A 25,466-nucleotide genomic window follows, 5' to 3' on the forward strand; every position below is an offset into this window, starting at 1 on the left:
CCGCACCAGGAAACCAGTAAGGAAGCCATGTCCCCCTCCGCGCACGTGTCCACCGACGTGTCCGCCGCCCCCGTTCCCGGCCCCGGCTCGCCGCCCACCCCACCCCCGGCCGCGGGCGGCGTCGTCGAGCTCCTGCGGGAGGCCGCGCAGGCCGGGCCGCTGACCGCCCTCCGCATCGGCGAGCGGCCCTTCGTCCTGGCGACGGGCCCCGACCAGACGCAGGAGATCCTGGCCAAGCGCCCGGAGGTCTACGTCAAGCACGGGCACCGCGCCCGTCCCCTTCTGGGTGACGGACTCATCTCCGCCTCGGGTGACGCCTGGAAGCGCCAGCGCAAGCTGCTCCAGGGCCGGTTCACCGTCGCCGGGACCCGGCGCTGGGCCCACCACATCACGGCGGCGGCCGAGCGGATCGCGGCCCGCTGGGAGGCGGCCGCCGGTGCCGGCGGGCAGGTCGACATCGGGCGGGACATGCGTTTCTTCGCACTCGACACCATCTGGCGCACCCTGACCGGCACCCCCCTCGACGAGACGACCGAGCGCGAACTGGAGGCCGTCGACACGGTGGTCGCCTCCCTGCCCACGCTCGCCGGCGCCCGGCCCGACCCCGCGCTCGCCGTCGACGAGGCACTGGCGCAGATCGACACCACCGCCCACCGCGTCATCGGCCTGGCCCGTGCCCGGCGCGCCGACGCGCGGCCCGGCGGCCCGCCGCACCTCCTCGACCTGCTCCTGGACACCGCCGAGACCCGGCCCGAGTACACCGACGGGCTCATCCGCGACGAACTCGTGACGCTGCTCGTCGCGGGACACGAGACGACCGCCCAGACCCTGTGCTGGCTCTTCGTCCTCCTCGACCGGCACCCCCACGTCCACGACCGGTTCCTCACCGCGTACGCGGCGGCCGACGGGCCCGCCGCCCGCGACACCCTGCTGGGCGCCCTCGTCCAGGAGACCCTCCGGCTCTACCCGGCCGTCTGGCTCGTCCCCCGGCACGCGGCCCGCGACGACGTCCTCGACGGCCTGCCGATCGACGCCGGCACCAGCGTCCTGGCCTGCCCGTACCTCACCCACCGCATCCCGGAGCTCTGGCCCGACCCGGAGCGCTTCGACCCCGCCCGCTTCCTCCCGGGCGGGCACCGCCCCCACCACCCGGCCGCGTTCCAGCCCTTCGGCGTCGGGGCGCGCGCCTGCCTCGGGCAGCACTTCGCGCTCCAGGAGATGCTCACCCTGCTGCGGCTCCTGCTCCCCGCCCACCGGCCACGGCTCACCACCCCGCCCCGGGGCGCCGTCTTCGGCGCCAACCTGCGGCCCGACGGACCCGTACGGGGGACCCTCACCGCGGTCCGGGCGTAGCTCCTGGTACTCCCGCGGTAGCACCCTCCCTCGGTCGCTCGGCGGAGCCGGTTCGGTCCGCCGGGCGATCCACCGGACCCTCCCGCGCGCGATCGTCGAGGCGTACGGGCCGACCGGGCCCGTCGCGACGGAGGGAACCCCGATGCGTCCGCCCGCACCCACCCGAGAAGCCCGCCCCGGACGGTTCCGCGCCGCGTGGCGGGCGGCGCACGAGCCCGTCGCGGGGGTGTCCCGGCGCACCCGGCTGGCCGCCTACGGGGTGGTGCTCGCGGTCCTGCCGTCGAGCCTGTGGCGGCTGCCCGCCGCCTTCGACCGGGACATCGGCGCCGGTGAACGCCTGTACGTCGTGCTCCTGTCGGTCCTGTCGGAGGCGCTCGCCTTCACCGCGTTCGGCCTGATCGCGCGCTGGGGCGAGGTGGTCCCGGGCTGGATCCCGGTCCTGCGCGGCCTGCGGGTCCCGACGGGCGCGGCGGTCGTCCCGGCGGCGGTCGGCGCGGCGCTCCTCACCTTCCTGTGGACGCTGCTGACCCCCGTCACCCAGCTCCTGGGGAGGACCGTCCGGGGCGACGCCCTGCCCGGGGACTTCCCGAGCGAGGCCGGCGGCTGGGAGGCGGCCTCCTTCTATGTCTGCTACTCGCCACTGGTCCTGTGGGGACCCCTGCTGGCCGTGTTGACGGTGGCGTACGCGCGGCGCCGACATGCGGCGGGAAAGACGCCCGTGAGCGTCTGATGTCCTGTCAAGTCCTTTTCCGTGCACCGGAAAACCCTTGGACGGCGAAGGGGCCCGCGCGGAACACTCCCCATCCTGTCCCGTCAGGTCCGACAAAGCAGGGTTGGTATGGGTACGTCTGAATCACCCGGAGGTCCGCCAGCGCAGGCGCCCGAGGGTCCGTCCGCCAGGGGCCCGGTGCTCCTCGCACTTCGCTTCTACACGAAAGAGCTGGTCAGGCTGAGACGTCTGACCGTGCCCGCCCTGCTGCTCCCGGCGCTGGGCAACATCGGCATCTACTACGTCGCGCCCCTGCTCGTCGCGAAGCTGGTCGGCCGGCTCGCCGGGGGCTCCGGTGGCGGGCCGGGTCCCGTGCTGCCCTACGTCCTGGGCTTCGCCGGCGTGCTGCTGCTCGCCGAGACGCTGTGGCGCCTCGGGCTGCACTGTCTGAACCGCCTCGACGCCCTCGGCATCGAGCAGCTGTACGTCCTCGGCATGGACGAGCTGTTCGCCAAGGACTCCGCCTTCTTCCACGACAACTTCGCGGGGTCGCTCACCAAGCGGGTGCTGAGCTTCGCCTCCCGCTTCGAGGAGTTCGTCGACACCCTCACCTTCTCGGTCTTCGGCAGCTTCGTGCCGCTGCTCTTCGCCTCGGTGGTGCTGTGGACGTACGAGCCGCTGCTCGTCGTCGGACTCCTGGTGATGATCACCCTCACGGGTGTCGTCGTACGGCCGCTCATCCGCCGCCGCCAGGTCCTGGTCCGGCACCGGGAGGAGGCGATCGCCCGGGTGTCGGGGCACGTCGCCGACAGCCTGATGAACATGGACACGGTGCGGGCCTTCGCCGCCGAGGGGCGCGAGGCCGCCGAGCACCGGTCCCGCGTCGCCGAGTCGCGCCGGCTCACCCTGCGCTCCTGGGACTTCGGCAACCTGCGCATCGACACGCTCGTCGCACCGCTGTCGGTGCTGACCAACGTGCTCGGGCTGGTGCTCGCCCTGTCGCTCGGCGCCGGCGACCACGGTGTGGAGGCGCTCGTCGTCGCCTTCACGTACTACTCCAACGCGACGCGGATCATGTTCGAGTTCAACCAGATCTACCGCCGCCTGGAAAGCTCGATGACGGAGGCCGCGCAGTTCACCGAGTTGCTCCTGGTCCCGTCGACCGTGCGCGACCCGGAGGTCCCGGAGCCGCTCCGCTCCCGGGACGCCGACGTGCGCTTCGAGCGGGTCACCTTCGCCCACGCGGGTGGCGACCCGCTCTTCCAGGGGCTCGACCTCGACGTGCCGGGCGGGGCGAAGATCGGGCTCGTCGGGCGGTCCGGGGGCGGCAAGACCACGCTCACCCGGCTGCTGCTGCGGATGACCGACATCGACGCCGGGCGGATCCTCGTCGGCGGCCAGGACATCAGCCGCATGCGCCAGTCCGACCTGCGCGGCCTGATGGCGTACGTGCCGCAGGACCCGGCGATGTTCCACCGCACCCTGCGGGACAACATCGCCTTCGCCCGGCCGGACGCCACCGAGGCCGAGATCCGGCGGGCCGCCGAGGCCGCGCACGTCACGGAGTTCGCCGACGCGCTGCCGGACGGCTTCGACACCATGGTGGGCGAGCGCGGGGTGAAGCTCTCCGGCGGGCAGCGCCAGCGGGTCGCCCTCGCCCGCGCGATCCTGCGGGACGCGCCGATCCTGCTCCTCGACGAGGCGACCAGCGCGCTGGACTCGGAGAGCGAGGTCCTCGTCCAGGACGCCCTGTGGAGCCTGATGGAGGGGCGTACGGCCTTCGTGGTGGCCCACCGGCTCAGCACGGTCGCGCACATGGACCGGCTCGTCGTCCTGGACCGCGGCCGGATCGTCGAGCAGGGCTCGCACCACGAGCTCCTCGCGGCGGACGGCTCCTACGCCAAGCTGTGGCAGCACCAGTCGGGCGGTTTCCTGGAGGAGCCGCCAGAGCCGGCGGAGCGGACGGGGGTGCGCTGAGCACGTCCCCGGACTGCGCACGGGTCCGGGCCCGGCTACGCTGGGCCCGGATCTTGTGCCCGCTTTGCGGCCTTTGTCGCTTCTCGTCCGTCCGGGAGTCACGTGGTCACCCCGCAGCCCGTCCTCGCCCCTCCCTCGAAGGCCGCCGTGTACCTCGTGGCCACCGTGAACCCCGGCGGCGAGGCCGTGGCACGGGACGCGCTCGCGGGCCTCGCCGGGCTGGTCCGCACCGTGGGCTTCCGCGAGCCCGAGGGGGCGCTCAGTTGCGTGCTCGGGATCGGTGCCACGGCCTGGGGCCGCCTCTTCGACGGGCCCGTCCCGCGTGAGCTGCACCCCTTCGTCCCCCTGGAGGGGCTCCGGCACCGCGCCCCCGCCACACCCGGGGACCTGCTCTTCCACGTACGCGCCCAGCGCATGGACCTCTGCTTCGAGCTGGCCCGGCTGATCGCACGGAGCCTCGCGGGCGCCGCGACCGTCGTCGACGAGGTGCACGGCTTCCGCTACTTCGACGAGCGCGACCTGTTGGGCTTCGTCGACGGCAGCGAGAACCCCGAGGGCCAAGTGGCGGCCGACGCCGTCTTCGTCGGCGACGAGGACCCCGGGTTCCGGGGCGGCAGCTACGTCATCGTGCAGAAGTACCTGCACGACATGACGGCCTGGCAGGGACTCACCGTCGACGAGCAGGAACGCGTCATCGGCCGCCACAAGGCGGACAACGTGGAGCTCGCCGACGACGTCAAGCCGCCGGACTCGCACGTCGCGCTCAACACGCTCACCGACGAGGACGGCACCGAGCGGCAGATCCTGCGCGCCAACATGCCCTTCGGGAACGTCGGCAGCGGTGAGTTCGGCACGTACTTCATCGGCTACGCCCGCACCCCGGCCGTGACCGAGCTGATGCTCTCCCACATGTTCCTGGGCGACCCGCCCGGCACCACCGACCGCATCCTCGACTTCTCCACGGCCGTGACGGGCTGTCTCTTCCACGTGCCGAGCGCCGACTTCCTCGACGACCTGCCGGACCCGCCGGCCACCACGGCCGCCACGGCCGCGCCCGCGGTCGGCGCAGTGACCACCGCGACCGCCGGGAGCGCCACCCCCGTCCGTACGCACGGGGCCGGCGGTCTCGGCATCGGCAGCATGAAAGGAGCGTGACCTGCCATGACGCCTCCCGGTGACCCGGCCGGCACCACCAACCTGCACCGCGAACTCGCCCCCGTCACCCAGGCCGCCTGGGAACAGATCGAGGAGGAGGCCCGCCGCACCTTCCGGCGCCATGTCGCGGGCCGCCGCGTCGTCGACGTGCCGGACCCCGGCGGCCTGGGCCTGGCCTCGGTCGGCACCGGACACCTCTCCGAGATCGCCCCGCCCGCTCCCGGGGTGACGGCCCGGCTGCGCGAGGCGAAGCCGCTGGTGGAACTGCGCGTGCCGTTCACCGTCAGCAGGGCCGCCGTGGACGACGTCGAACGCGGCTCCAGCGACTCCGACTGGCAGCCGGTGAAGGACGCGGCGCGTGCCATGGCCTTCGCCGAGGACCGGGCGATCTTCGACGGCTACCCGGCGGCGGGCGTCGACGGCCTGCGCGACCGCAGCTCCAACCCGGTGCTCGCGCTGCCCGCCGAGCCGCGCGACTACCCGGACGCCGTCAGCCGCGCCCTGACCTCCCTGCGACTCGCCGGAGTCGACGGCCCGTACGCACTGCTGCTCGGCGCCGACGACTACCGCGCGGTCAGCGAGACCTCCGACCACGGCTACCCGATCGCCGCACACCTGGCCCGGATGCTGGACGGCCCGCCGCTGTGGGCGCCGGCGCTGAGCGGCGCGTTCGTCCTGTCCACCCGGGGCGGCGACTTCGAGCTGCGGCTCGGCCAGGACGTGGCCATCGGCTACACGTCGCACGACGCCCACGGCGTCGAGCTGTACTTCCAGGAGACGCTCACGTTCCTGACCTACACGGACGAAGCAGTCGTCGTGCTCAGCCACTGAGCCGCGCGATGCGTCGGCTGCTGCCGCTGTCCGCGGTGCCCCGTCTGGTGGGCTCGACCCTCGTCGGCGTGGGCGTCGGCCTGGCCGTCGCCCTGCTGACCGGGAGGGCACTGGGCACGCTGTCCGGGATCGCCACCGCCGAGACGGTCTTCGTCGTCACCGGCTGGGCGGTGCTCTGGCCCATGGACGCCGCCGCCACCCGCCGCAACGTGGGCCGCGAGGACTTCCGGCCGCTCCTCGCGGAGCTCGCGGTGGTGTCGGCCGCGCTGAGCGGCCTGGTCGCCACCGTGCTGCTGCTCCTGGGCGCCGACCCCGGCACCGGTCACGCCGCCGCGGCGGTCGCCCTCGCCGGCGTCTTCATGGCCTGGGCCGCACTGCACCTGATGTACGCCACCCGCTACGCGGACATGTACTACGGGGAGCCCGGCGGCGGGATCGACTTCCACTCCGAGGAGCCGCCGCGGTTCAGCGACTTCCTCTACTTCAGCTACAACCTCGGCATGACGTACCAGGTGTCCGACAACGACGTCTCCAGCTCGACGGTCCGCGCGGTCGTGCTGCGCCACTGCCTGCTGTCCTACGTGTTCGGCGCGAGCATCCTCGCGACGACGATCAACCTGGTGGCCACCCTCGTCACCCGCTGAGGCTAGGGAGTCCCGAGGGACACCACCGTCGCCGTCGTGGTGCCCTCCGGCGTCCGGTACGTGACGGTGTCGCCCGCGCCCCGCCCCAGCAGGGCGCGGCCCAGCGGGCTGTCGGTGGTCACCAGGTTCAGGTCGGGGGCCTCGGCGAGCTCGCCGACGGTGACGGTCGCCTCCGAGCCGTCCGCGAAGCGCACGGTGACCGTGCTGCCCAGCCCCACCGCGTCCGCCGGAGGCGGTCCCGCGACGGACGCCGTGCGCAGCCGCGCCTCGATCTCCTCGATGCGCCGGTCGACACGGGCGACGTCCGTGGCCCGGTCCAGCTCCTCGGCCGTGTCCGCCTGGTCGCCCACCATGTCGTCGTCCGGCAGCGTCGCCGCCACCTTGCCGCGTTCGGCGCGGAGCTCGGCGAGTTCCCGCTCCAGCTCGCGCAGGTCGTCGGGGCTGAGGGGCTGGGGGCCGTCGGTCATGGCTGCTCCCGCGTCACTGGTGGGGCGGATGGGGATACGGCGTTCCCATTACCGCATCAGCGAGTGAACCCGGCAAACCGGGCCCTCGCACCGGTGATCCGCCCCCCCCGGCGCACCCTCGCACCGGGCTCGCCACCGGCACGAGGGGCCCGCACCGGCAGGTGCGGGCCCCGGTCCGTCCCCGGTCAGGCGGGGGCGGGTCCCGTGGAGGCCCGGATCACGAGCTCCGGGTCGAAGAGGAGCTCGCCCGTGGGGACCTCCCGGTTGCTGACCAGGGCCAGCACGCTGCGGCCCACCTCCAGGGCGAGCCGGTCGGCGGGCTGGCGGACCGTGGTGAGGGCCGGGTCGGTGAACTCGGTGACCGTCGATCCGTCGTAGCCCACCACCGACACGTCGCCCGGCACCGACAGGCCCTGTCGGCGGATTCCCCGGACGGCGCCGAGCGCCATGAAGTCGCTGGCCGCGACGATCCCGGTGGCGCCCAGGCCGACCAGCGAGGAGGCCGCGGACTGGCCGCCCTCCACGCTGTAGGACTGGCGGACCACCCAGCGCTGCGCGTCGTCGATGCCCCGGCGGGCCATGGCCGCCACGAAGCCCCGTACCCGCCGGTCCGCCGGACGGTTGCCCGCCGGGCCCGAGGCCATGCCGATCCGCCGGTGTCCGAGGCGGTGCAGGTGGTCCACGGCCAGTTCGGCCGCGAGGGCGTCGTCGGTGGAGAAGACCGGGGCGGCCACGCCGTCCGCGAACTCGCCGTTGATGCCGACGTACGGCACGCGCCGCTGGCGCAGCAGCTCGTAGCCGTCGGTCTCCGCGCCCTCCACGGTGTTGGACGCGGAGAGGAAGACGACGGCCGCGATGCCCTTGTCGACGAGCGAGCTGAGGAAGTCGAGCTCCTGCACGCCGCCGGGGAAGACCGGGCAGAGCACCGTCTTCAGGCCGTGCGGGGCGAGCGCCGACTCGATCCGTTCGGCGACGTCCGCGAAGAACGGGTTGGAGACGAACTCGGTGACCACGGCCACCAGTTGCCCCTGGGTCTGCCGCTCGTAGCCGAGCTCGGCCATGGCCTGCTCGACGGCTTCGCGGGTCTTCTTCGACACCCCTTGCCGCCGGTTGATCACCCGGCTGACGGTGGCCTCGCTGACCTGTGCCCGGGCTGCGACGTCGGTGATGCCGACCTTCATCGCGGTCCTTCCGTGAGTACGAGCGAAACCAGACCGCCGCGCGGTACGGCCAGGGAGCGGGGCCCCTCCGGCGGGACCGACAGCGGATCATTCATCATAAGGCCGTCCGGCCCGTGGACCAGGGCGGTCACGCCGGTCCCGCCGCCCCGGACCTCCACCATCAGCCGGTCCCGGTCCGAGCCGTTGACCAGGTGGTAGCTCCGGTACGCGGTGAAGTCGAGCTCGGCCACCCGGTCGCCGTGCACGCTCACCAGGCATTCGTCGCCCCGGGCCGCGGTCACCACCGGATACAGCTCGTCCGGCCGTCCCGGCTCGACCAGACCGTCCAGGAGCAGCTCGCGGTGGCGCAGCCAGCGCCCGAGCCAGAACCGTACGGCCGCCAGCTGCGCGTCCGGCAGTTGGTCCAGGAGCACCGAGATCTGCGGCACCGAGTGCAGCGCGCCGATCAGCTGGCGGGCCACCGCCTCGACCGGCGCGGTGCGCGACCACATGACCATGTCGGAGTGGACCGCGCCGCCGATCGCGAGGAGCGCGGTGTCCAGCGTGCGCACCCGGTTGGCGGTGGCGTCCGCGGGGCAGTCGAAGGAACGCAGCATGTTCCCGTACGGCGCCATGCCGGGACCGGCGTACGGCTGGCGCAGTTCGAGCAGCACCCCGGGCCGTACGGATTCCAGCGCGGCCCGCAGCTCGGCGAGGAGTCCGGTCATCGCGCGGCCCACGTCCTCACCGCCGTCGCCCGCGTACACGGCGGCCTCGTCGAGGAAGTCCAGCTTGAGGCCGTCGAGTTCGTACTCGGTCACGAGGGAGACGCACAGGTCGACGACGTGCCGGCGCACCTCGGGCAGCCGGGGGTCGAGGACCCGGGCGCCCGGCACGGTGGCCGGGGCGGGCGCCGCCTCGGCCCACCGCCCGAAGCAGTCCGCCTCGGGTCCGACGAGCAGCGGCGCGACCCACAGCAGGTACGCGAGGCCGGCGGCGCGGACCCGGGCCACGTGCTCGCCCAGGTCGGGGAACTTCGCCGGGTCGGGGAGCCAGTCCCCGCAGCCGGCGTAGCCGCGCCCGTTGCCGTACTTCTGCCAGCCGTCGTCGAGGATCAGCACCCCGCAGCCGAGCCCGGCGGCGATTTCGGCCTGGGTCTCGACGGCGGCGGCGGAGACGTCCTGGTTGAAGGCGTACCAGGTGGAGTAGACGGGCAGCCGCGCGGTGTCCGGTACGGGCATGGGCGGGCGGTCGGCGGCGAACCAGGCGCGCAGCGGGCGCAGGGCGGCGGCCACCGAGGGGGCGCGCGGCACGAGGAGCAGCCGGTGCGGCGCGGCGGAGGCGGGCAGGCCGAGGTGGACGACGTGGGTGTCGTTCTCCTCCGACACCCCGAAGCGCAGGGTGGCCTCGGGGACCGGGTCGGCGGCGGCGAAGGCGAGCAGGGTGGCGCCCGAGTGCTCGTACAGGCACCCGACGGCGGCCCCGTCGACCAGGCTGACCCGGGCCTCTCCCTCCCAGTCGGCCACCAGGGTGCGCCGCCAGGCGCCCTGCGGATGCCAGTAGCCGGCGGCGTCGCCGAGCGGCACCGAGAGCCGGATCTCCACGGGGCCGCCGTCGGTGGCCACTTCGAGGATCCGCAGGCCGTCGGTGAGCGGGCCCAGCGTCCAGCGGGGGCGCGGGCCGTCCTGGCCGGGGGTGAGGACGGCGATCGACACGTCGTCGAGCAGCGGCTCGGCGGGCGCGGGCGCCAGGTGGGCGGTGGTCACCGCCGGGGCGGGCGGGGGAACGGTGGGGCTGAGCTGGCTCATGTCGCTTGTCCGGTTCATTCCTTCACGGCACCCGCGAGGAGGCCGGAGACGAAGTGCCGCTGGAGGGCGAGGAAGACCACCGCCATGGGGACGGCGGCGATGGAGGTGCCGGCCAGGATGGCGCCGTAGTCGGTCTCGTCCAGGCCCTGGAGCGAGGCGAGTGCGACCGGGATGGTGAAGGCGCTCTCGTCGCGGAGCACGATCAGCGGCCAGACGAAGTCGTTCCACTGGTAGAGGAAGAGGAACAGCGCGAGGGCCGCGAGCGCCGGGCGCATGGGCGGCAGGGCGACCCGCCAGAACAGCCGCAGTTCGCCGCAGCCGTCCATCCGCCCCGAGTCGAGGAGTTCCTGCGGCAGCGTGCCCATCGACTGGCGCATCAGGAAGATGCCGAAGGGGAGCGCCAGGTTGGGGGCGACGACGGCCTGGTAGGTGTTCAGCCAGTGGAGCTCGGCCATCATCTTGAACAGCGGCACGAGGGTGATCTGCGCGGGCACGACGAGCCCGAGCATCAGCAGTCCGAACAGGGGCTCGCGGCCGCGGAAGCGGTAGACGGCGAAGCCGTATCCGGCGAGGGTGCACACGGCGCCCGCGAGGAGCGTGTAGACCACCGCGATGCCGAGGGAGTTGAGCACCACCCGGCCGAAGTCGGCGGTGTCCTGGAGGGTGGCGAGGTTCTCCCCGAGATGGCCGCCGGGCAGCAGCGGCGGCGGGCTGTCGAAGATCTCCGCCGAGCTGTGGGTGGCGCCGACGGCCAGCCAGTAGAACGGGACCACGACGACGGCGAGCGCGAGGGCGAGCGCGGAGGTGAGCAGGATGCTCCGCCCGGGGTTGCGGGCGCGGCGGGCGGTCACGGCTTCTCCCCGAGGAGGCGGAACTGGATCAGGCCGAGCAGCCCGACGAGGACGGTGAGGGCGTACGCGATCGCGGAGGCGTAGCCGAAGTCGAAGTACTTGAAGGCGTTCTGGTACAGGTACACGCCGATGGTCAGGGTGGCGTTGTCGGGGCCGCCGCCGGTCAGCACGTACGGCTCGTCGAAGAGCTGGAGGGTGCCGATCGTGGACAGCACCGTGGTGAGCAGCAGCGCGGGGCGGATTCCCGGCAGGGTGACGTGGCGGAAGGCGGAGAACGCCCCGCCGCCGTCCACGGCGACCGCGTCGTAGAGCTCGCGCGGCACCGTCTGCAGTCGGGCCAGCAGGATGACGGCGTTGTAGCCGGTGTAGTGCCAGGTCAGCGCCAGGCCCAGGGAGATCCGTGCCCACATGGGATCGGTCAGCCACGGCACGGGGTCGGCGCCGAACTGTCCGAACACCCAGTTGACCAGGCCGTAGTCCTTGTTGAGCAGGACGGAGAAGACGATGCCGTACGCGACGAGGCCGGTGACCATCGGAAGGAAGAAGCCGAGCCGGAAGACCGGCCGGCCGCGCAGCAGCGTGGAGTCGAGGGCGACGGCGAGTCCGGTCGCGAGCGCCAGCATGAGCGGCACCTGGACGGCGAGGATCAGGAGGGTGTTGCGCAGCGCGGTCCACAGCAGCGGGTCCTCGGCCAGCCGCAGGTAGTTGTCGGCGCCGACGAAGGTCTCGACGCCGCCCACCGTGCGGTGCAGGCTGATCAGGAAGGACCAGGCGATGGGGTAGAGCTTGAACCCGGCGAAGAGCAGCAGGGCCGGCAGCACGAAGAGGTACGGGGCGGCCCGGCCGCGCCGCCGGGGGCGGGGCGCGGCGGGCCGGGGTGCGGCGGCGGCCGGCGTGGTGCCGGCCGCCGTGGTGACCTGCGTCATCGGACGGCCTTCCGCCCCGTCTGACGGGCCAGCTCACCGGCTGCCTCGGCGAGCACCTTCGCCGGGTCGGCGCCCTTGAGGAGCACCTGGGACTGGGCGTCGGTCACCAGCTTGAGGGCGCGGGCGTAGTCCCCGGTGTAGTTCACCGCGGGGCTGGGGGCCTTGAGGGCGGAGAGGAAGACCTCGCCCTTGCGCTGCCCGCTGAAGAACGCCGACGGCTCGTGGAAGACCGGGTCGTCGTACGCCTTGATCAGGGCGGGCGCGATGCCCTTGCCGCGGTAGATGCTCACCTGGGAGGCGGGCCGGGTCAGCGCGAACTCGATGAAGGTCCAGGCGGCGGCCTGCTGCTTGCTGCTGCCCGCGACGGCGAGGTGGGTGGAGTTCACCGTCGCCGCGGTGGGGCCGCCGCGGCGGACGGCCGGGGGCAGCCGCACCTTCCACTTGCCGGCCTCGGCGGGCACCTGCTCCTGGATGATCCCGCCGAACCAGGTGGGCCAGGGCAGCACGGCGGCGGTGCCCCGCTTCAGGGAGCTCATCAGGGCGTTCCAGCCGCCGGCGAGGTCGCTGACCAGACCGGCGTCGTTCATGGTCTTGATGAGCGTCATGGCCCGGACGGCCTCGGGGGACTCCAGGGTGATGCGGCCCTCCAGGTCGAAGTAGAAGGCGCCCTGGAGCTGGAGGAGCATCTGGAAGAAGTTGGCGGCGTCGGGCTGCGAGGCGGGCTTGTCGATGCCGAGGAGGTGGACGCCGGTGCGGGCCTTGAGCCGCTTGCCCGCCTCGATGGTCTCGTCCCAGGTCTGCAGCGCGCCGACGTCGATACCGGCCCGCTCGAACAGGTCGGCCCGGTAGTAGAAGCCCGCCGAGTTGGCCTCCCAGGGGAGGGCGTTGACGCGCTTGCCGTCGGGGCTGACGGTCTGCCACAGCCCCGCGGCGAAGGCGTCCTTGTGGGCGGTGGCACCCAGCGGCGCGAGGTCGGCGAGGCCCCCGGGGAAGCGCTCGACGTAACCCGGCAGGTAGTCCACGCCGATGTGCAGGACGTCGGCCAGGCCCTGGCCGCCGGCGGCCAGACCCGCCGTGATCTTGTCCCAGATCGCCGGGTTGCCGATGTCCTCGACGGTGACCTGGATGTCCGGGAACTCCTTGTTGAACTTCGGTATCAGGGCCTTGAGCTCGGCCGCCGGTCCCTGCCAGGACCAGACCGTGATCTTTCCCTTGCGGGGGTCGCCCGCGGTGCCCGAGCCGCCCGCGTCGGCGGCGCCGCTGCCGGTGCAGCCGGCGAGCGCGAGGGCCAGGGCCCCGCCGCCTCCCATCTGCAGGAGGTGGCGCCGGGAGGGGATTCTTGCCGAGTCTCTGTCTGTCATGGGGCGGGACGCTACAAGCCGACCTGCCAGAGTTGCAAGCCCTCAATGAAAACTTTCAGTTTGATCCGGCAGGGAATGTTGCCGGAATCCATTGCGATCCGTCGGGACCGATTGCTAGCGTGCCGCGCGCCGACCCGACCCGACCCGACCCGATCCGGGAGACCACCCTCATGACGCGCACCCGCCTGACGCTGCTCTCAGCCGTCGCGCTGCTCACCACCCTCGCCCCGCTCACCACCGCGCACGCCACCCCCTCGCGTCCCACTCCGCCGACCGCCCCCGCCCTGCTGGCCGTCACCGACCCCGGCTTCGAACAGGGCGGCCAGGGCTGGGAGTTCACCTCCGGCACGGGCGTCGCGAGCAACAACCCGCACGCCGGTGGACGCCTCGCCTACCTCGACGCCGGCAGCGGCATGAAGGTCTCCCAGACGGTGACCGCCACCGGCCACGGCGGCTACCTCGTCTCCGCCTGGGTCGCCACCGGCGGCCCCGGCGGCCGCTACCTCCTGCGCGTCAACGGCACCACCGTCGCCGAGCAGCCCCTCCCGGACGGCGCCAACTACCGCCGCCACACCCTCGGCAGGATCACCCTCGCCCCCGGCGACCGGCTGGAGATCGCCTTCGAGTCGGGCCAGGGCTGGATCAACGTCGACGACGTGATGGTCTCCCCGGCGGCCCCCGCCGACCCCCGGGTCACCTCCAGCGACCCCCAGGTCGTCGAGATGTTCGACTGGGCCAAGCACAAGGCCAACAGCTGGGTCCACCTCCCCGGCACCGAGGGCCCCCTCGACGCCGACGAACGCCAGACCGGCGGCACCGGCAACGGCGTCTACGGCCCCTCCTACTGGGCCGGCTACGCCAACCGCAGCGGCTACTACTCCCGCGACATGGCCCACCAGCTCGCCGGCGCCGGCGTCCTCGGCCTGCACGGCGAGAACAAGGAGATGCTCCGCGCCTTCGCCGCCACGGCCACTCCCGAGCACGCCTACTACCCGGTGTGGGCGCTCAACTTCGACAACCGCAGCCCGCTCTCCATCGACTACCGCGGTCCCTCCCTCTTCGTCCGCGAGGTGCCCGCCCCCTTCGAACTCGTCCAGAAGGCCGAGGAGGCCTACCGCTGGAGCGGCGACCGCGCCTACCTCGACGACCCCGCCCTGTGGGACTTCTACCGGCACGCCACCGAGGAGTTCGTCACCCTCCACGACGGCCAGAAGGACAACGGCCCGGTGCGGGTCGCCGAAGGCACCGGCCGCGGCATCTTCCGGGGCACCGCCAGCTACAACGAGCAGAGCGACGAGCCGCTCGCCGAGGCCGGCGACGCCATCGGCTCCCAGTACCAGGCCTACCGCGCCATGGCCTCCCTCGCCCGCGCCAAGGGCGACACCGCGACCGCCGCCCGCTTCGACCTGCGCGCCCGCGAGCTCAGGACCTACTTCAACACCACCTGGAGCGGCACCGGTTCGGGCGCCGACATGGTTCGCGGCTACACCACCGACGGGCGCGCGCTCACCGGCTGGGGCAAGGAGAACAGCTGGTTCATGCCGATGAAGCGGATCATGGACCCCGGCGCCCGCCGCGAGGCCTACCTCGACTACATCGACGCCCAGGCCGAGGGCGACGGACGCCCCGACAACATCGAGGCCCTGACCTACCTCCCCGACACCTTCCTCACCGACAACCGCGCCGACACCGCCTGGAAGTGGATGCGCCGCATCTACGCCGAGAAGGACGTCCAGCACGTCAACACCCGCCAGGGCACCAACGGCGACTACCCCGAGGTCTCCTTCACCCTCGTCGCCCAGACCGTCCAGGGCCTCATGGGCGTCACCCCCGACGCCCCCGCCCGCACCCTCACCACCCAGCCGCGCCTGCCCTCCGGCATGGACTGGCTGAGCGTCTCTGACCTGCGCGTCGGCGACTCCGCCTTCACCCTGCGGCACGACACGGCACCGGCGTCCCGTCGCTCCACCCTCACCCACACCTCCGGCACCCGCCCCTACACCTGGGTGGCGCGCTTCCCCGGCGCCCACGCCTCCGTCCGGGTCGACGGCACTTCGCGCCCGGCCCGTACCGAGGTCGTCGACGGCGTCACGTACACGACGGTCCGCACCCGCGTGGCCCCCGGCCGCACCGTCACCGTGGAGGTCCGATGACGGCGCGGGACAGCTCCGGCCAGGCGCCGGAGTCCCCGGCGCCCGCCGGATCCACCGCGCCCGCCGGATCCACGGCGCGCGCCGGGTCCGGCTGGCCCGAGGTCCCCGGCGCGTTCCCCGGCGGCGCCTCCCTGTTCCGGCTCGACCCGTCGGTGGCCCACCTCAACCACGGCTCGTACGGCGCCGTCCCGATCCCCGTCGCGCGGGTCCGGACCCGGGTCGAGGAGGAGGCCGCCGCCGACCCCGACCGCTTCTTCCGCGACGTGCCCGACCGGCTCGCGCAGGCACGGGCCCGGATCGCCGCTCACCTGGGCACGGAGTCCGAGGGCCTCGCCTTCGTCGCCAACGCCACCGAGGCGGCCAACCTCGCCCTCGACGCCCTGCGCCTTGACCCCGACGACGAGATTCTGGTCACCGACCACGGCTACGGCACGGTCGTCACGGCCGCCGCCCGGCGCGCCCCGCTCACCACCGTCGCCCTCGACCCGGCGCTGCCGGACGAGGACGCGCTGGTCGCCGCGGTGCTCGCCGGGATCACCCCGCGGACCCGGGTGGCGCTCCTCGACCAGATCAGCTCGCCCACCGCGCGCCACCTCGGCACGCCCCGGCTGCTCGCCGAGCTCCGCGCCCGCGGGATCACCACCGTCGTCGACGGCGCCCACGCGCCGGGGATGCTCGGCGACCCCCTCGCCGGGGGGCCCGACCTCTGGTTCGGCAACCTGCACAAGTGGGCCTACGCCCCGTCGGGCACCGCCGTCCTGGTGGCCGCCCCCGGTCACCGGGACCGGGTCCCCGCCCCGGTGCCCTCCTGGGAGCACGCCCGCGGCTTCCCGGGCGCGGTCGAGTTCCGGGCCACCGCCGACTACACCGGCTGGCTGGCCGCGCCCGAGGGCCTCGACCTGATCGAGCGCCTCGGCGCCGCGACCGTACGCGCCCACAACAGCGCCCTCGTGGCCCACGGCGCCGAGCTGCTGGCCCGCCTCCCCGGCGTGACCCCCCTCCCGTACGACGAGGGGCTCGCGATGCGGTCCCTGCGGCTGCCCCGGAGCCTGGCCCGGACGCAGCCCGAGGCGGCCGCGCTGCGCGAGGAGATCGCGGCCCGCCTCGGCTGCCGGACCCTCGTCTGGGCCTGGCCGGACGGCGGGGGCATCCGGATCAGCGGGCAGATCTACAACCGGCCCGAGGAGTACGAGCGGCTGGCCGCCGGACTGGGCGCACTGCTGGACGGGCGCTAGGGAGTGTCCCAGGCGGCGCCCGGCCCGGACCGCACCCAGGCCGTGTCCGGAACACCCGCCTGGCTCGTGGCGGGCGGACGGCGCTGCCTTCCGGACGCGACCTAGACCCCGACGCCCACGCCGCTGCCCCGGAACGTGCGCCGGTACGCGAGGGGCGTGACCCCGATGGCGGCGTGCAGGTGCTGCCGCAGGGACGTGCCGGTGGCGAAGCCGACCTGGCCCGCGATGTCGTCCACGGCCAGGTCGGTGGACTCCAGGAGGTCGCGGGCCCGGGACACCCGCTGCTGGATCAGCCAGCGGCCCGGGCTCAGGCCGACCTCCTCGTTGAACCGGCGCGCGAAGGTGCGCAGGCTCATCCGGGCGTGTCCGGCGAGGTCGGCGAGGGCCAGCGGCTCGTGCAGGTTCTCCAGCGCCCACTGACGGGTGGCGGAGGTGCCGTTCGCGTCGGGTTCGGGCACCGGCTGCTCGATGTACTGGGCCTGGCCGCCGTCCCGCCACGGCGGGACGACGCACAGGCGCGCGACCCGGTTGGCGAACGCGGTGCCGTGGTCGCGCCGCAGCAGATGCAGGCAGACGTCGACGCCCGAGGCGGCACCCGCCGAGGTCAGCACGTCGCCGTCGTCGATGAACAGCAGGTCGGGGTCGAGCGCCACCTGCGGGTACCACTCCCGGAACCGGTCCGCGAGCCCCCAGTGGGTGGTGGCCGGCCGGCCGTCGAGCAGACCGGCGGCGGCCAGCAGGAAGGCCCCCGTGCAGATGGACACGATCCGCGCGCCCTCGGGCACGGCCGCGAGGGCGGCGCGGATCCCCTCCGGCAGCTCGCGGGTCAGGTTGGCGATGTCGCAGGGCGGCAGGATCACGGTGTCGGCCGTGCGCAGCACCTCGGGCCCGTGCTCGACGGTGACCGAGAAGTCGGAGTTGGTCCGGACCGGCCCGCCGTCGACCGAGCAGGTCAGGACCTCGTAGCGGCCCCCGGTCGTGCCGAAGACCCGGTTGGCGATGCCCAGCTCGAAGGGGTACACCCCGTCCAGGGCGAGAACGACGACACGGTGGGCGTTTCCCATGGCACGATCCTGTCGAAAGATGGCATTCATGCCATGGTACGGGGTGGGGGTGCCCGGCGAGGCTTGCGTCATGACGAACACCGCCACCATGCGCGCCATCACCCAGCACACCCACGGATCCCCCGAGGTCCTCCAGGAGACCGAGGTCCCGCGCCCCGTGCCCGGCCCCAGCGAGATCCTGGTCGCCGTCCGCGCCTCCGGTCTCAACCCGACCGACTGGAAGCACCGCGCCACGGACAGCCTCTTCCTGCGCGCACTGCCCCAGGTCCTCGGCTGGGACGTCTCCGGCGTCGTCGAGGCCGTCGGCTTCGGCGTCACCCTCTTCGAGCCCGGCGACGAGGTCTTCGGCATGCTGCCGTACCCGCACGGCGTCGGCGCCCACGCCGAGTACGTCACCGCCCCGGCCCGCGCCTTCGCCCGCAAGCCCGCCGAGGTCGACCACGTCCAGGCCGGCGCCCTGCCGCTGGCCGCCCTCACCGCGTACCAGGCGCTCGTCGACACCGCCGACCTGCGGGCGGGTCAGCGCGTGCTGATCCACGCCGCCGCCGGCGGCGTCGGCCACCTCGCCGTACAGATCGCCAAGGCGCGGGGCGCGCACGTGATCGCCACCGCGAGCGCCCCCAAGCACGACTTCCTGCGCTCGCTCGGCGCGGACGAGGTGATCGACTACCGCTCGGTCGACTTCCGCGAGGTGGCCAAGGACATCGACGTGGTCCTCGACCCCGTCTCCGGCGACACCCGCACCCGCTCCCTCGACGTGCTGCGCCCCGGCGGCATCGTCGTCTCGATCCTGCCGCCCTCCGACCCCGACGACGCCGCGAAGGCCGCCGAGCGCGGCGTCCGCGCGGTCACGATGCTGGTCGAGGCCGACCACGGCGGCATGGCCGCCATCGCCGACCTCGTCGCCACGGGCGCCCTGCGCGCCCACGTCGCCTCCGTCTTCCCGCTCTCCGCCGCGGCCGAGGCCCACGCCCTCGGCGAGACGGACCGCACGAGCGGGAAGATCGTGCTGGTCGTGGACGGTGCCGGGGCCTGACTACCGGGCCGTGGCGAAGAAGGCGGTCAACTCCTCCACGTACCGCTCGGGGTGGGTGACGTGGGGGATGTGGCCCGCGCCCTCGAAGACACGGGTGCGGGCCCCGGGGAGCGTCCCGGCGATCCGCTCGAACACCGCCCGGAACCATCGCGGGCTCTCGGAGCCCCGCGTGAGCAGCGCGGGGGCGGCGCAGTCGCGCAGCCCTTCGAGGTCGAGGGCGGCCCAGTGCGGGTCGCCCTGCTCGTCGAGGAAGGTGGGCGCGTCGGCGACGAAGGTGTCCTGAAGCTCCCGTGGGAACCGCTCCCACGAACCGGGCCCGAAGGCCACCGTGTCGACGAAGGCCCGGGCACCGGCGAGGGCGTCGCCCGCCCGCAGCAGGTCGCTGACGCCGTCGATCCGGTCGCGCGTCGCGGCCACCTCCTCCCGGTACTCGGGCACGTCGGCCACCACGTCGAGCAGGGGCGGCTCGTGCACGGCGATCGCCCGGAACAGTTCGGGGCGGCGGGCGGCGAGCCCGAGGGCGGTGGACGCGCCGAAGGAGTTCCCCACGACGAAGGCGGGCGCGAAGCCCAGCGTCTCCATCAGCGCGGCCAGGTCCTCCTCGTCCTCGAAGCGCGAACCCGGCCCGGCCGGCCGGTCGCTCTCGCTGTGCCCGCGCCGGTCGTAGACGAGCACCCGGTGCCGCAGGGCCAGGGCGTGGACGACGGCGTCCCAGTCGTGGTGGTCGCCCCAGGAGCCGTGCACCAGGACCAGGGGGTCACCGTCACCGCCGGTCTCGTAGAACAGTCCGACGCCGTTGACCTCGACCCTTGCCATGCGCGCTCCCTGCGACGTTCCGGCACAGGGGTTCATTGTCCGGTCGCCGTACGGCCCGGGGGTGGGAGAACACGCGGGCCGTGCGGGTGTCGGGGGCACCGCTCACACCCGTGGCCGCGGCGTCGGCCCGGCCGGACGGGTGGCAGACTCGGCCCATGGTGTTCGAACTCCTCGCGGCGACGGGCGTGCTCGCGCTGCTGACGATGGTGCCGGGGCCGGACATGGCGGTCGTCACGCGCAGGGCCGTGACCGCCGGCCGGCGGGACGGGCTGCTGACCGTCGGCGGGATCGCCAGCGGGCTGCTGGTCTGGGGCGTGCTGTCGGTGGCCGGGCTGGCCGCCGTCCTGGCGGCGTCGGCCGTCGCGTACACCGTGGTGAAGCTGGTCGGCGCCGCCTACCTGGTGTTCCTCGGGGTGCAGGCACTGTGGCGGACCAGGCGTGGTGGGGCGGCGGCGTCCGTGGACGCGCCGCCGCCCGCCGGGAACCCGTGGCGGACCGGTCTGGTGGGCAACGTGCTCAACCCGAAGATCGCGGTCTTCTACACCGGACTGCTGCCGACCCTCGCGCCGTCCGGGCTCTCCCCGCACACCGGGATGGCCCTGCTGGTGCTGATCCACGCGGCGCTCACGGTCGTGTGGCTCTCCGGCTACGTGCTGCTGCTCGCCGGAGCCCGCTCCTTCTTCGCCCGGCCCGCGGTGCGGGGGGCCATGGAGCGGGTCACCGGTGTGGTGCTCATCGGCTTCGGGGTGAAGGTCGCGACGGCGACCTCCTAGGGCGTCAGGCGCTCAGGAGCCCCAGGCCTCGAACTCGTAGATCCGGGCCGCCGGATCGGTCGTCTGCGTCGGCGCGGTGACCACCAGGCGGACGTACCGGGCGGTCAGCGCGACGGGGTGCGTCGTGGTCGCCGCGGTGTTGCCGGTGACGGTGACGGCGGTGGTCCAGGCGGCCGTGGTGCTGTCGCGGACCTCCACCCGGAAGTCCCGGGTGTTCCAGGCCGCGCTCTCGCCGCCCGCCGCCGCGTGCTTCACCACGAAGCGGTTCAGGGGCCGGGCCGAACCGAGGTCCACCTCCAGCCACTTGGCGGAGGTCGTGGTGCACCACTTGTCGGTGTTGCCGCCCGAGACGCTGCCGTTGACCGCCTTGGCGGGGGTCTCCGCCGTGTTGCACTGCCCCGAGGCCGTCGCGGGCCGGTTCAGCGCCAGGTTGCCCTCGGTCGTCCCGGACCAGGTGACCGTGGTGCTCGCGGCGGGGGAGCGGCCGAACTCGGTGGAGACGGCCTCGACGTCGAGCGTCGTCGAGGTCTCGCTGCCGACCCGGTCCAGCTTCGGCACGAAGTAGGCGTCGTTGGGCGTGGCGCCCAGGAAGGTGCGGCTGCCGTCGGCGTTGCGGCGGTACACCTCGTAGTGATGCACCTCGCCGGAGGCCGAAGCGGTCCAGCCGAGCCGCAGCGACTTGCTCGTCCCCGTGTCCGTCGTGCCGAGGACGGTCGGCGCGGCCGGGGCGGCCGGAACGTCCACCGTGGCGTCGTACAGGGCCAGTTGGCCCACCTTGATGTCGTACGACGAGGCCGTCCCGGTGGTCTCCAGGCCGAGCTGCGCGACCGTCCGCCCGGCGTACGCGGAGAGGTCGAGCACCTTGCGCTCCCATCCGGTGCCCGTGGTGGAGCCGAGGTCGAGGGTGGTGAAGCTGGTCGGGGCGTCGGTGAAGGAGACCGCCGCCTTCAGCCGGGTGGGCCCGGCCGCCGGGGTCTTCACCACGACCGCCAGCTTGGTGTCGGCCGCCACCGGCAGCCGCGTCTGGTACAGCCGCACGGAGTTCACGGCGTCCAGCGGGCCGCTCAGGCGCAGGGCGGAGCCGCCCTCGTAGGCGTCGGTGAAGTCGATCGACGGCTTGAGCCGCGTGCCGGTGGACCGCACCAGCCAGCGGTAGGTGGGCGGCACGTCCTGGAGGGACAGGTTGTTCCAGCCCGCGCCGGACACCCGGGCCCCGCCCGAGTGGTAGAAGTCGCCCTGCCCGGCGTCGAAGTTCGTGACGAAGGGCTTCGTCGTGACGGGGGAGGACTCGGCCACGTACTGCGCGAGGCCCTTCCACGAGGAGCTGGTCGTGGTGTCGGACGGATCGCCGTTGGCGCCGTCCCAGTAGCGCGCCTCGCGGGCGACGGAGTCGGCCCGGTCGGCGGCGGACTTCCAGGTCCACTCGGGGCGGTAGAGCCCGAGCGACGTGGTGTGCGGCTGCCCGGCCGGGAAGAGGGCGTTCCAGTCGACGCTCGTGTGGTAACCGTCGGACTCGGTGTCCACGCCGCTGAACAGCTCGTACTCGCCGCGCCCGAGGCCGCGGGCCAGCGAGCGGGACGAACTCAGACCGCCGGAGCTCCAGTTGAAGTTGAGGAACATCGAGTCGCTGGTGCGCTGCGCGCCCTCCTGGAGGAAGGCGTCGTTGGCCGAGGTCAGCGCGTTCTGCCAGCTCACGGAGCCGGACTCGGTCATCGCGTCGTACCACATGAACTCGACCGGGCCGAGGGACCGGGCGTAGCGCATCGTGTTGCGCACCTCGGTCGCCAGCGCCGAGTCGCCGCCGGCCGTCTCCTGGTTGACGAACCAGCCGTCGAAGCCGTAGTGCTGCGCGACCTGCGCCAGCTTGTCGGCGACCGGGTAGCGGCCGCCCGACTTCTGTGTGAAGTCCCGCACCCACTGGAGCTGGCCGCCGTAGGCGCCGGGCGGGAAGAAGACCGTGCCGTAGACCTTCACGCCGTTGCGGTGGGCCGCGTCGATCACCGTGGGGTTCGGCGCCAGGATCAGGCCCTCGCCGGCCGAACCGCCCCAGAACACCAGCTTGTCGACGTACTGCCAGTGCCCGAAGGCGTAGTAGTTCGGGTCGGCCGAGCCCTGGGACGGGTTGTTCGAGGTGGGCCCGAAGGAGACCAGCGACACGACCTTGCCCTCACCCGCGCGGGCGTTGGCGTTGGCCTTGAGCGCGGGATCGGACACGCGCGGCCGGAGCGGGACGCGGGAGCGGTTGAAGCGCGCGTCCGGGTCGGTGGCCGGGTCCCAGGTCAGGATCGTGTTCGGGTACCAGTACGAGGCGTACGGCTGGTCGCCCGCGGCGGCGGGAGCCGCGGGGCTCGCGGGGGCCTGAGGGCCCTCGGCGGCGGCCGACGCGCTCGGCGCGGCGGCGCCGAGGCCGAGCGCGGCCGCGGACAGCGCCGCGGCCAGGAGGAGGTGCAGGGGTCGTCTCATCGGAGCTCCGGTCCAGCGGAAGGGGTGGGGGCTGGTGGTGCCGGTGGCGCGATGGTGCGGATGACAACGATGGCAGACCGGCGTCGGCGAGGACGCCGGGCCGCTCGGTCGGGGAGGCTAAACGGCTTTAGCGACCGGGGTCAAGAGGGCCGCCCCGGTCAGACGCCGGGCGGGGCCGTGCTCTCGCGGACCGTCAGCCGGGGGGTCGGGTTCTTGACGTCCTGGGCCGAACCGGGGGCGTCGACCTGCGCGAGCAGCGCCGTCGCGACCTGCTCGCCGAGCGCGAAGGTGTCCCGGGACAGGGCGGTCAGGGAGGGGTGGACGATCCGGGTGAGCGCCGAGTCGTCGAAGGAGACGACGGACAGCTCGCCCGGGACCGTGACCCCCATCTCGGTGGCGACCCCGAGGCCCGCGACCGCCATCACGTCGCTGTCGTAGACGATCGCGGTCGGGCGCTGCCGTCCCGGCCGCGCGAGCAGGGCCCGGGTGGCCGCCGCGCCCTCCGCGTCGCTGAAGTCGGTCGGCACGGAGACGGCGTCGGCGAGGCCGAGCCGCCGCGCCGCGTCCCGGACCGCCCGGATCCGGCGCTGGGTGTGCTGGAAGGAGGGCAGGCCGGCGAGGTGGCCGATCCTGCGGTGCCCGAGGGCGGCCAGGTACTCGACGATCGAGGTCATCGCCTCGCGGTCGTCGGCCCAGACGGCGGGCAGCCGCCCGTGCCGGCCGGGGCCGCCGAGCACCACGGTGGGGACGCCCAGTTCCTCCAGGACCGGGATGCGCGGATCGCGCACCTGGAGGTCGACGAGGACGAAGCCGTCCACCCGGTGCTCGGAGGTCCAGCGCCGGTAGACCTCGATCTCGGCGGCGGTGTCCTCGACGACGAGCAGCTGGAGGGCGGTGCCCCGGCCGGACAGGGCGGCCTGGAGTCCGGAGAGCAGATGGCTGAAGAAGGGTTCGAGGCCGATCGTGCGCGCGGGGCGGGCGAGCACCAGGCCGACGGCGCCCGCGCGGGCCCCGCCGAGCGCGCGGGCGGCGCTGTGCGGACGCCAGTTCATCCGCTCGGCCACCCCCAGGATCCGGTTCCGGGTCGCCTCGCTCACCCCCGGGCGCCCGTTGAGCGCGAAGGAGACGGCGCCCTTGGAGACGCCCGCCTCCCTGGCGATGTCGGCGATGGTCGGTCTGGCCACCGGACGCCCTCCCTGATCCGCCGTTCCCGCTCCGCCGCCGCCCCCGTGAGGACGGCCGGTTTCCGCGGGCTCTCTTGACACCGGAGTTTAGCCGGGAGGATAGTCCCGCATCGCTAGAGCGGTTTAGTAAACAGGGTGGTTGCCTCCCGACGGCCACCGCACTCCCTGCACCACCGATCAGCAAGGAGACACCCTCGTGCGAGTCATTCGAAGGAGCCGCTGGGCGTGGTGGACGGCGGTCGCGGTGGCGGCGGTGACCCTCGCCGGCTGCGGCCTCGGCGGCGCGGAGGACTCCGGCGCCCCCGGCCCGGCGGTCTCGGGCGGGGAGGTGAAGGGCAAGGTATCGCTCCAGACCTGGGCCCTGAAGCCGAAGTTCACCGCCTACATGGAGGGCGTGATCGCCGGCTTCGAGAAGAAGCACCCCGGCGTCGAGGTCGAGTGGCTCGACCAGCCCGGCGAGGGCTACTCGGAGAAGGTCCTCAGCCAGTCCGCCGGCGGCACCCTGCCCGACGTCGTCAACCTGCCCCCGGACTTCGCCCTGCCCCTGGTGAAGCAGAACCTGCTGCTCGACGTCGCGGGGTCCGACCCCTCCGCCTCCTCCGACTACGTCAAGGGCGGCCTCGACGCGTACCGCTTCCCCGGTCACGACGGCACCTTCGGCTACCCCTGGTACCTCAACACCGACGTCAACTACTGGAACGCCGAACTGCTCACCCGATACGGCCTCGACCCGAAGAAGCCGCCGGCCTCGCTCGACCAGCTGGTGACGGCGGCCCGCACCGTCAAGGCCAGGTCCGGCGGCCGGACGTACCTGATGAGCCGCAAGCCCAACCTCATGGACCTGGCCAACGCCGGGGTGCCGGTCATGTCGGCGGACGGGCGCAGCTTCACCTTCAACACCCCCGAGGCCGCCGCCGTCCTCGACACCTACCGCGCGGCGTTCAAGGAGGGGCTGCTGCCCAAGGACGTCCTGACCGAGACCTACGCGGGCAACACGAAGCTGTTCGCCTCCGGCACCGCCGCCTGGACCACCGCGGGCGCCAACTACATCACCAGCCTCGCGGTCGACAACCCGACCCTCGCCCCCAAGGTGGTGTCCTCGCCGGCGATGGGCACCCCGCCCCTGTACGTGCAGGGCCTGTCGATCCCCCGGTCCACCAAGAACCCGACCGCTGCCCTGGCCCTCGCCCGCTGGGTGACCAACGCCGCCAACCAGGCCGCCTTCGCGCACGAGACCAGCATCTTCCCCTCCACCACCGCGTCCGCCGCCGACCCGTTCTTCAGCAAGAGCGACGGCACCAACGCGGCCGACGCCAAGGTGGCGGCCTTCCGCTCGCTCGCCGCCGCCCGCGTCCTCGAACCCGTCCAGGCCAACGACGCCGTCAAGACCGTCATCAACCAGCAGATCTCCCTCGCCGTCAGCGGCCAGACGAGCTCCCAAGAAGCCCTGGACACGGCCGTCGCCCGCGCCAACCAGCTGATCAAGGACTAAGCCCCACG

General features: G+C 73.5%; 21 protein-coding genes. 11 read left to right on the top strand and 10 right to left on the bottom strand.

All coding sequences use genetic code 11. From position 1 onward, the window contains the following. Nucleotides 1-27: 27 nt before the first annotated feature. The 6 genes from OG309_RS32000 to OG309_RS32025 all read left to right on the top strand — a co-directional run bounded on the left by OG309_RS32000 (nt 28) and on the right by OG309_RS32025 (nt 6,669). Entirely contained in the window at nt 28-1,353 is a 1,326-nt protein-coding gene (locus tag OG309_RS32000; RefSeq protein WP_329426186.1) for a cytochrome P450, read from the top strand. Between the two features lie 142 nt (nt 1,354-1,495). Continuing rightward, the gene (locus OG309_RS32005) at nt 1,496-2,083 is read left to right on the top strand and encodes a hypothetical protein (protein ID WP_329426188.1); all 588 of its coding nucleotides are present in this window, start codon (nt 1,496-1,498) and stop codon (nt 2,081-2,083) included. Between the two features lie 108 nt (nt 2,084-2,191). Next, nucleotides 2,192-4,039, top strand: a complete 1,848-nt coding sequence (locus tag OG309_RS32010) for an ABC transporter ATP-binding protein (protein ID WP_443067607.1) — start codon at nt 2,192-2,194, stop codon at nt 4,037-4,039. Between the two features lie 102 nt (nt 4,040-4,141). Next, nucleotides 4,142-5,194 (top strand): Dyp-type peroxidase, encoded by a 1,053-nt coding sequence (locus OG309_RS32015; protein ID WP_329426192.1) that lies wholly within the window; start codon nt 4,142-4,144, stop codon nt 5,192-5,194. Between the two features lie 6 nt (nt 5,195-5,200). Further along, nucleotides 5,201-6,025, top strand: coding sequence for a family 1 encapsulin nanocompartment shell protein (locus OG309_RS32020; protein WP_329426194.1), 825 nt, complete (start codon nt 5,201-5,203; stop codon nt 6,023-6,025). 8 nt (nt 6,026-6,033) lie between these two features. After that, nucleotides 6,034-6,669, top strand: a complete 636-nt coding sequence (locus OG309_RS32025) for a DUF1345 domain-containing protein (RefSeq protein ID WP_329426196.1) — start codon at nt 6,034-6,036, stop codon at nt 6,667-6,669. A gap of 2 nt (nt 6,670-6,671) precedes the next feature. Here the strand turns inward: OG309_RS32025 and OG309_RS32030 are convergent, their stop codons facing one another. The 6 genes from OG309_RS32030 to OG309_RS32055 form a co-directional block, all read right to left on the bottom strand. Continuing rightward, the gene (locus tag OG309_RS32030; RefSeq protein ID WP_329426198.1) at nt 6,672-7,136 is read right to left on the bottom strand and encodes a GreA/GreB family elongation factor; all 465 of its coding nucleotides are present in this window, start codon (nt 7,134-7,136) and stop codon (nt 6,672-6,674) included. Nucleotides 7,137-7,321: 185 nt separating this feature from the next. After that, nucleotides 7,322-8,317, bottom strand: a complete 996-nt coding sequence (locus OG309_RS32035) for a LacI family DNA-binding transcriptional regulator (RefSeq protein WP_329426201.1) — start codon at nt 8,315-8,317, stop codon at nt 7,322-7,324. Beyond that, nucleotides 8,314-10,104 carry a glycoside hydrolase family 36 protein gene (locus tag OG309_RS32040; RefSeq protein ID WP_329426203.1) on the bottom strand — a complete coding sequence of 597 codons (1,791 nt, stop codon included), beginning with the start codon at nt 10,102-10,104 and terminating at the stop codon, nt 8,314-8,316. The genes OG309_RS32035 and OG309_RS32040 overlap by 4 nt, the downstream gene beginning before the upstream one ends. A 14-nt stretch (nt 10,105-10,118) precedes the next feature. After that, a complete protein-coding gene (locus tag OG309_RS32045; RefSeq protein WP_329426205.1) occupies nt 10,119-10,955 on the bottom strand; it encodes a carbohydrate ABC transporter permease in 837 nt (278 codons plus the stop codon). Further along, on the bottom strand, nt 10,952-11,881 hold the full coding sequence (locus OG309_RS32050) for a carbohydrate ABC transporter permease (RefSeq protein WP_329426207.1): 930 nt from the start codon (nt 11,879-11,881) through the stop codon (nt 10,952-10,954). Before OG309_RS32050 ends, OG309_RS32045 begins: the two co-directional genes overlap by 4 nt. Further along, the gene (locus tag OG309_RS32055) at nt 11,878-13,242 is read right to left on the bottom strand and encodes an ABC transporter substrate-binding protein (protein ID WP_329426209.1); all 1,365 of its coding nucleotides are present in this window, start codon (nt 13,240-13,242) and stop codon (nt 11,878-11,880) included. Before OG309_RS32055 ends, OG309_RS32050 begins: the two co-directional genes overlap by 4 nt. A 170-nt stretch (nt 13,243-13,412) precedes the next feature. Between OG309_RS32055 and OG309_RS32060 the strand changes: the two genes are divergently transcribed. Both OG309_RS32060 and OG309_RS32065 read left to right on the top strand, forming a co-directional pair. Beyond that, nucleotides 13,413-15,395 carry a hypothetical protein gene (locus OG309_RS32060; RefSeq protein ID WP_329426211.1) on the top strand — a complete coding sequence of 661 codons (1,983 nt, stop codon included), beginning with the start codon at nt 13,413-13,415 and terminating at the stop codon, nt 15,393-15,395. Beyond that, complete coding sequence (locus tag OG309_RS32065; RefSeq protein ID WP_329426213.1) at nt 15,392-16,630, top strand: aminotransferase class V-fold PLP-dependent enzyme; 1,239 nt, start codon at nt 15,392-15,394, stop codon at nt 16,628-16,630. Before OG309_RS32060 ends, OG309_RS32065 begins: the two co-directional genes overlap by 4 nt. A gap of 101 nt (nt 16,631-16,731) precedes the next feature. On the opposite strand, the gene OG309_RS32070 is transcribed toward OG309_RS32065, so the two are convergent. Continuing rightward, nucleotides 16,732-17,694: a GlxA family transcriptional regulator gene (locus OG309_RS32070; protein ID WP_329426215.1), complete on the bottom strand. Its 963-nt coding sequence runs from the start codon at nt 17,692-17,694 to the stop codon at nt 16,732-16,734. Between the two features lie 70 nt (nt 17,695-17,764). Between OG309_RS32070 and OG309_RS32075 the strand changes: the two genes are divergently transcribed. Beyond that, nucleotides 17,765-18,730: an NADP-dependent oxidoreductase gene (locus OG309_RS32075; RefSeq protein ID WP_329426217.1), complete on the top strand. Its 966-nt coding sequence runs from the start codon at nt 17,765-17,767 to the stop codon at nt 18,728-18,730. Here the strand turns inward: OG309_RS32075 and OG309_RS32080 are convergent, their stop codons facing one another. Further along, entirely contained in the window at nt 18,731-19,546 is an 816-nt protein-coding gene (locus tag OG309_RS32080) for an alpha/beta hydrolase (protein WP_329426218.1), read from the bottom strand. It abuts the gene before it with no gap. Between the two features lie 155 nt (nt 19,547-19,701). On the opposite strand from OG309_RS32080, the gene OG309_RS32085 reads away from it, so the two are divergent. Then, nucleotides 19,702-20,319: a LysE family translocator gene (locus OG309_RS32085; RefSeq protein WP_329426220.1), complete on the top strand. Its 618-nt coding sequence runs from the start codon at nt 19,702-19,704 to the stop codon at nt 20,317-20,319. Nucleotides 20,320-20,331: 12 nt separating this feature from the next. On the opposite strand, the gene OG309_RS32090 is transcribed toward OG309_RS32085, so the two are convergent. Together OG309_RS32090 and OG309_RS32095 are read right to left on the bottom strand one after the other, a co-directional pair. Further along, nucleotides 20,332-22,782: an endo-beta-N-acetylglucosaminidase gene (locus OG309_RS32090; RefSeq protein WP_329426222.1), complete on the bottom strand. Its 2,451-nt coding sequence runs from the start codon at nt 22,780-22,782 to the stop codon at nt 20,332-20,334. Nucleotides 22,783-22,940: 158 nt separating this feature from the next. Beyond that, nucleotides 22,941-23,966, bottom strand: coding sequence for a LacI family DNA-binding transcriptional regulator (locus OG309_RS32095; protein WP_329426224.1), 1,026 nt, complete (start codon nt 23,964-23,966; stop codon nt 22,941-22,943). Nucleotides 23,967-24,162: 196 nt separating this feature from the next. Here OG309_RS32095 and OG309_RS32100 point away from each other — a divergent pair, with 196 nt between their 5' ends. Then, entirely contained in the window at nt 24,163-25,458 is a 1,296-nt protein-coding gene (locus OG309_RS32100) for an ABC transporter substrate-binding protein (RefSeq protein ID WP_329426225.1), read from the top strand. Nucleotides 25,459-25,466 lie beyond the last annotated feature (8 nt).

The organism is Streptomyces sp. NBC_01268 (assembly GCF_036240795.1).
In the GTDB taxonomy this organism is placed as follows: domain Bacteria; phylum Actinomycetota; class Actinomycetes; order Streptomycetales; family Streptomycetaceae; genus Streptomyces.

Bases quoted from the DNA above. Each gene is read 5' to 3' on its own strand.
- OG309_RS32060 (WP_329426211.1), top strand. From the start codon at position 13,413: ATGACGCGCACCCGCCTGACGCTGCTCTCAGCCGTCGCGCTGCTCACC.
- OG309_RS32055 (WP_329426209.1), bottom strand. From the start codon at position 13,242: ATGACAGACAGAGACTCGGCAAGAATCCCCTCCCGGCGCCACCTCCTG.
- OG309_RS32020 (WP_329426194.1), top strand. From the start codon at position 5,201: ATGACGCCTCCCGGTGACCCGGCCGGCACCACCAACCTGCACCGCGAA.
- OG309_RS32070 (WP_329426215.1), bottom strand. From the start codon at position 17,694: ATGGGAAACGCCCACCGTGTCGTCGTTCTCGCCCTGGACGGGGTGTAC.
- OG309_RS32025 (WP_329426196.1), top strand. From the start codon at position 6,034: ATGCGTCGGCTGCTGCCGCTGTCCGCGGTGCCCCGTCTGGTGGGCTCG.
- OG309_RS32005 (WP_329426188.1), top strand. From the start codon at position 1,496: ATGCGTCCGCCCGCACCCACCCGAGAAGCCCGCCCCGGACGGTTCCGC.
- OG309_RS32065 (WP_329426213.1), top strand. From the start codon at position 15,392: ATGACGGCGCGGGACAGCTCCGGCCAGGCGCCGGAGTCCCCGGCGCCC.
- OG309_RS32035 (WP_329426201.1), bottom strand. From the start codon at position 8,317: ATGAAGGTCGGCATCACCGACGTCGCAGCCCGGGCACAGGTCAGCGAG.
- OG309_RS32050 (WP_329426207.1), bottom strand. From the start codon at position 11,881: ATGACGCAGGTCACCACGGCGGCCGGCACCACGCCGGCCGCCGCCGCA.
- OG309_RS32080 (WP_329426218.1), bottom strand. From the start codon at position 19,546: ATGGCAAGGGTCGAGGTCAACGGCGTCGGACTGTTCTACGAGACCGGC.
- OG309_RS32000 (WP_329426186.1), top strand. From the start codon at position 28: ATGTCCCCCTCCGCGCACGTGTCCACCGACGTGTCCGCCGCCCCCGTT.
- OG309_RS32075 (WP_329426217.1), top strand. From the start codon at position 17,765: ATGACGAACACCGCCACCATGCGCGCCATCACCCAGCACACCCACGGA.
- OG309_RS32085 (WP_329426220.1), top strand. From the start codon at position 19,702: ATGGTGTTCGAACTCCTCGCGGCGACGGGCGTGCTCGCGCTGCTGACG.
- OG309_RS32030 (WP_329426198.1), bottom strand. From the start codon at position 7,136: ATGACCGACGGCCCCCAGCCCCTCAGCCCCGACGACCTGCGCGAGCTG.
- OG309_RS32040 (WP_329426203.1), bottom strand. From the start codon at position 10,104: ATGAGCCAGCTCAGCCCCACCGTTCCCCCGCCCGCCCCGGCGGTGACC.
- OG309_RS32090 (WP_329426222.1), bottom strand. From the start codon at position 22,782: ATGAGACGACCCCTGCACCTCCTCCTGGCCGCGGCGCTGTCCGCGGCC.
- OG309_RS32010 (WP_443067607.1), top strand. From the start codon at position 2,192: ATGGGTACGTCTGAATCACCCGGAGGTCCGCCAGCGCAGGCGCCCGAG.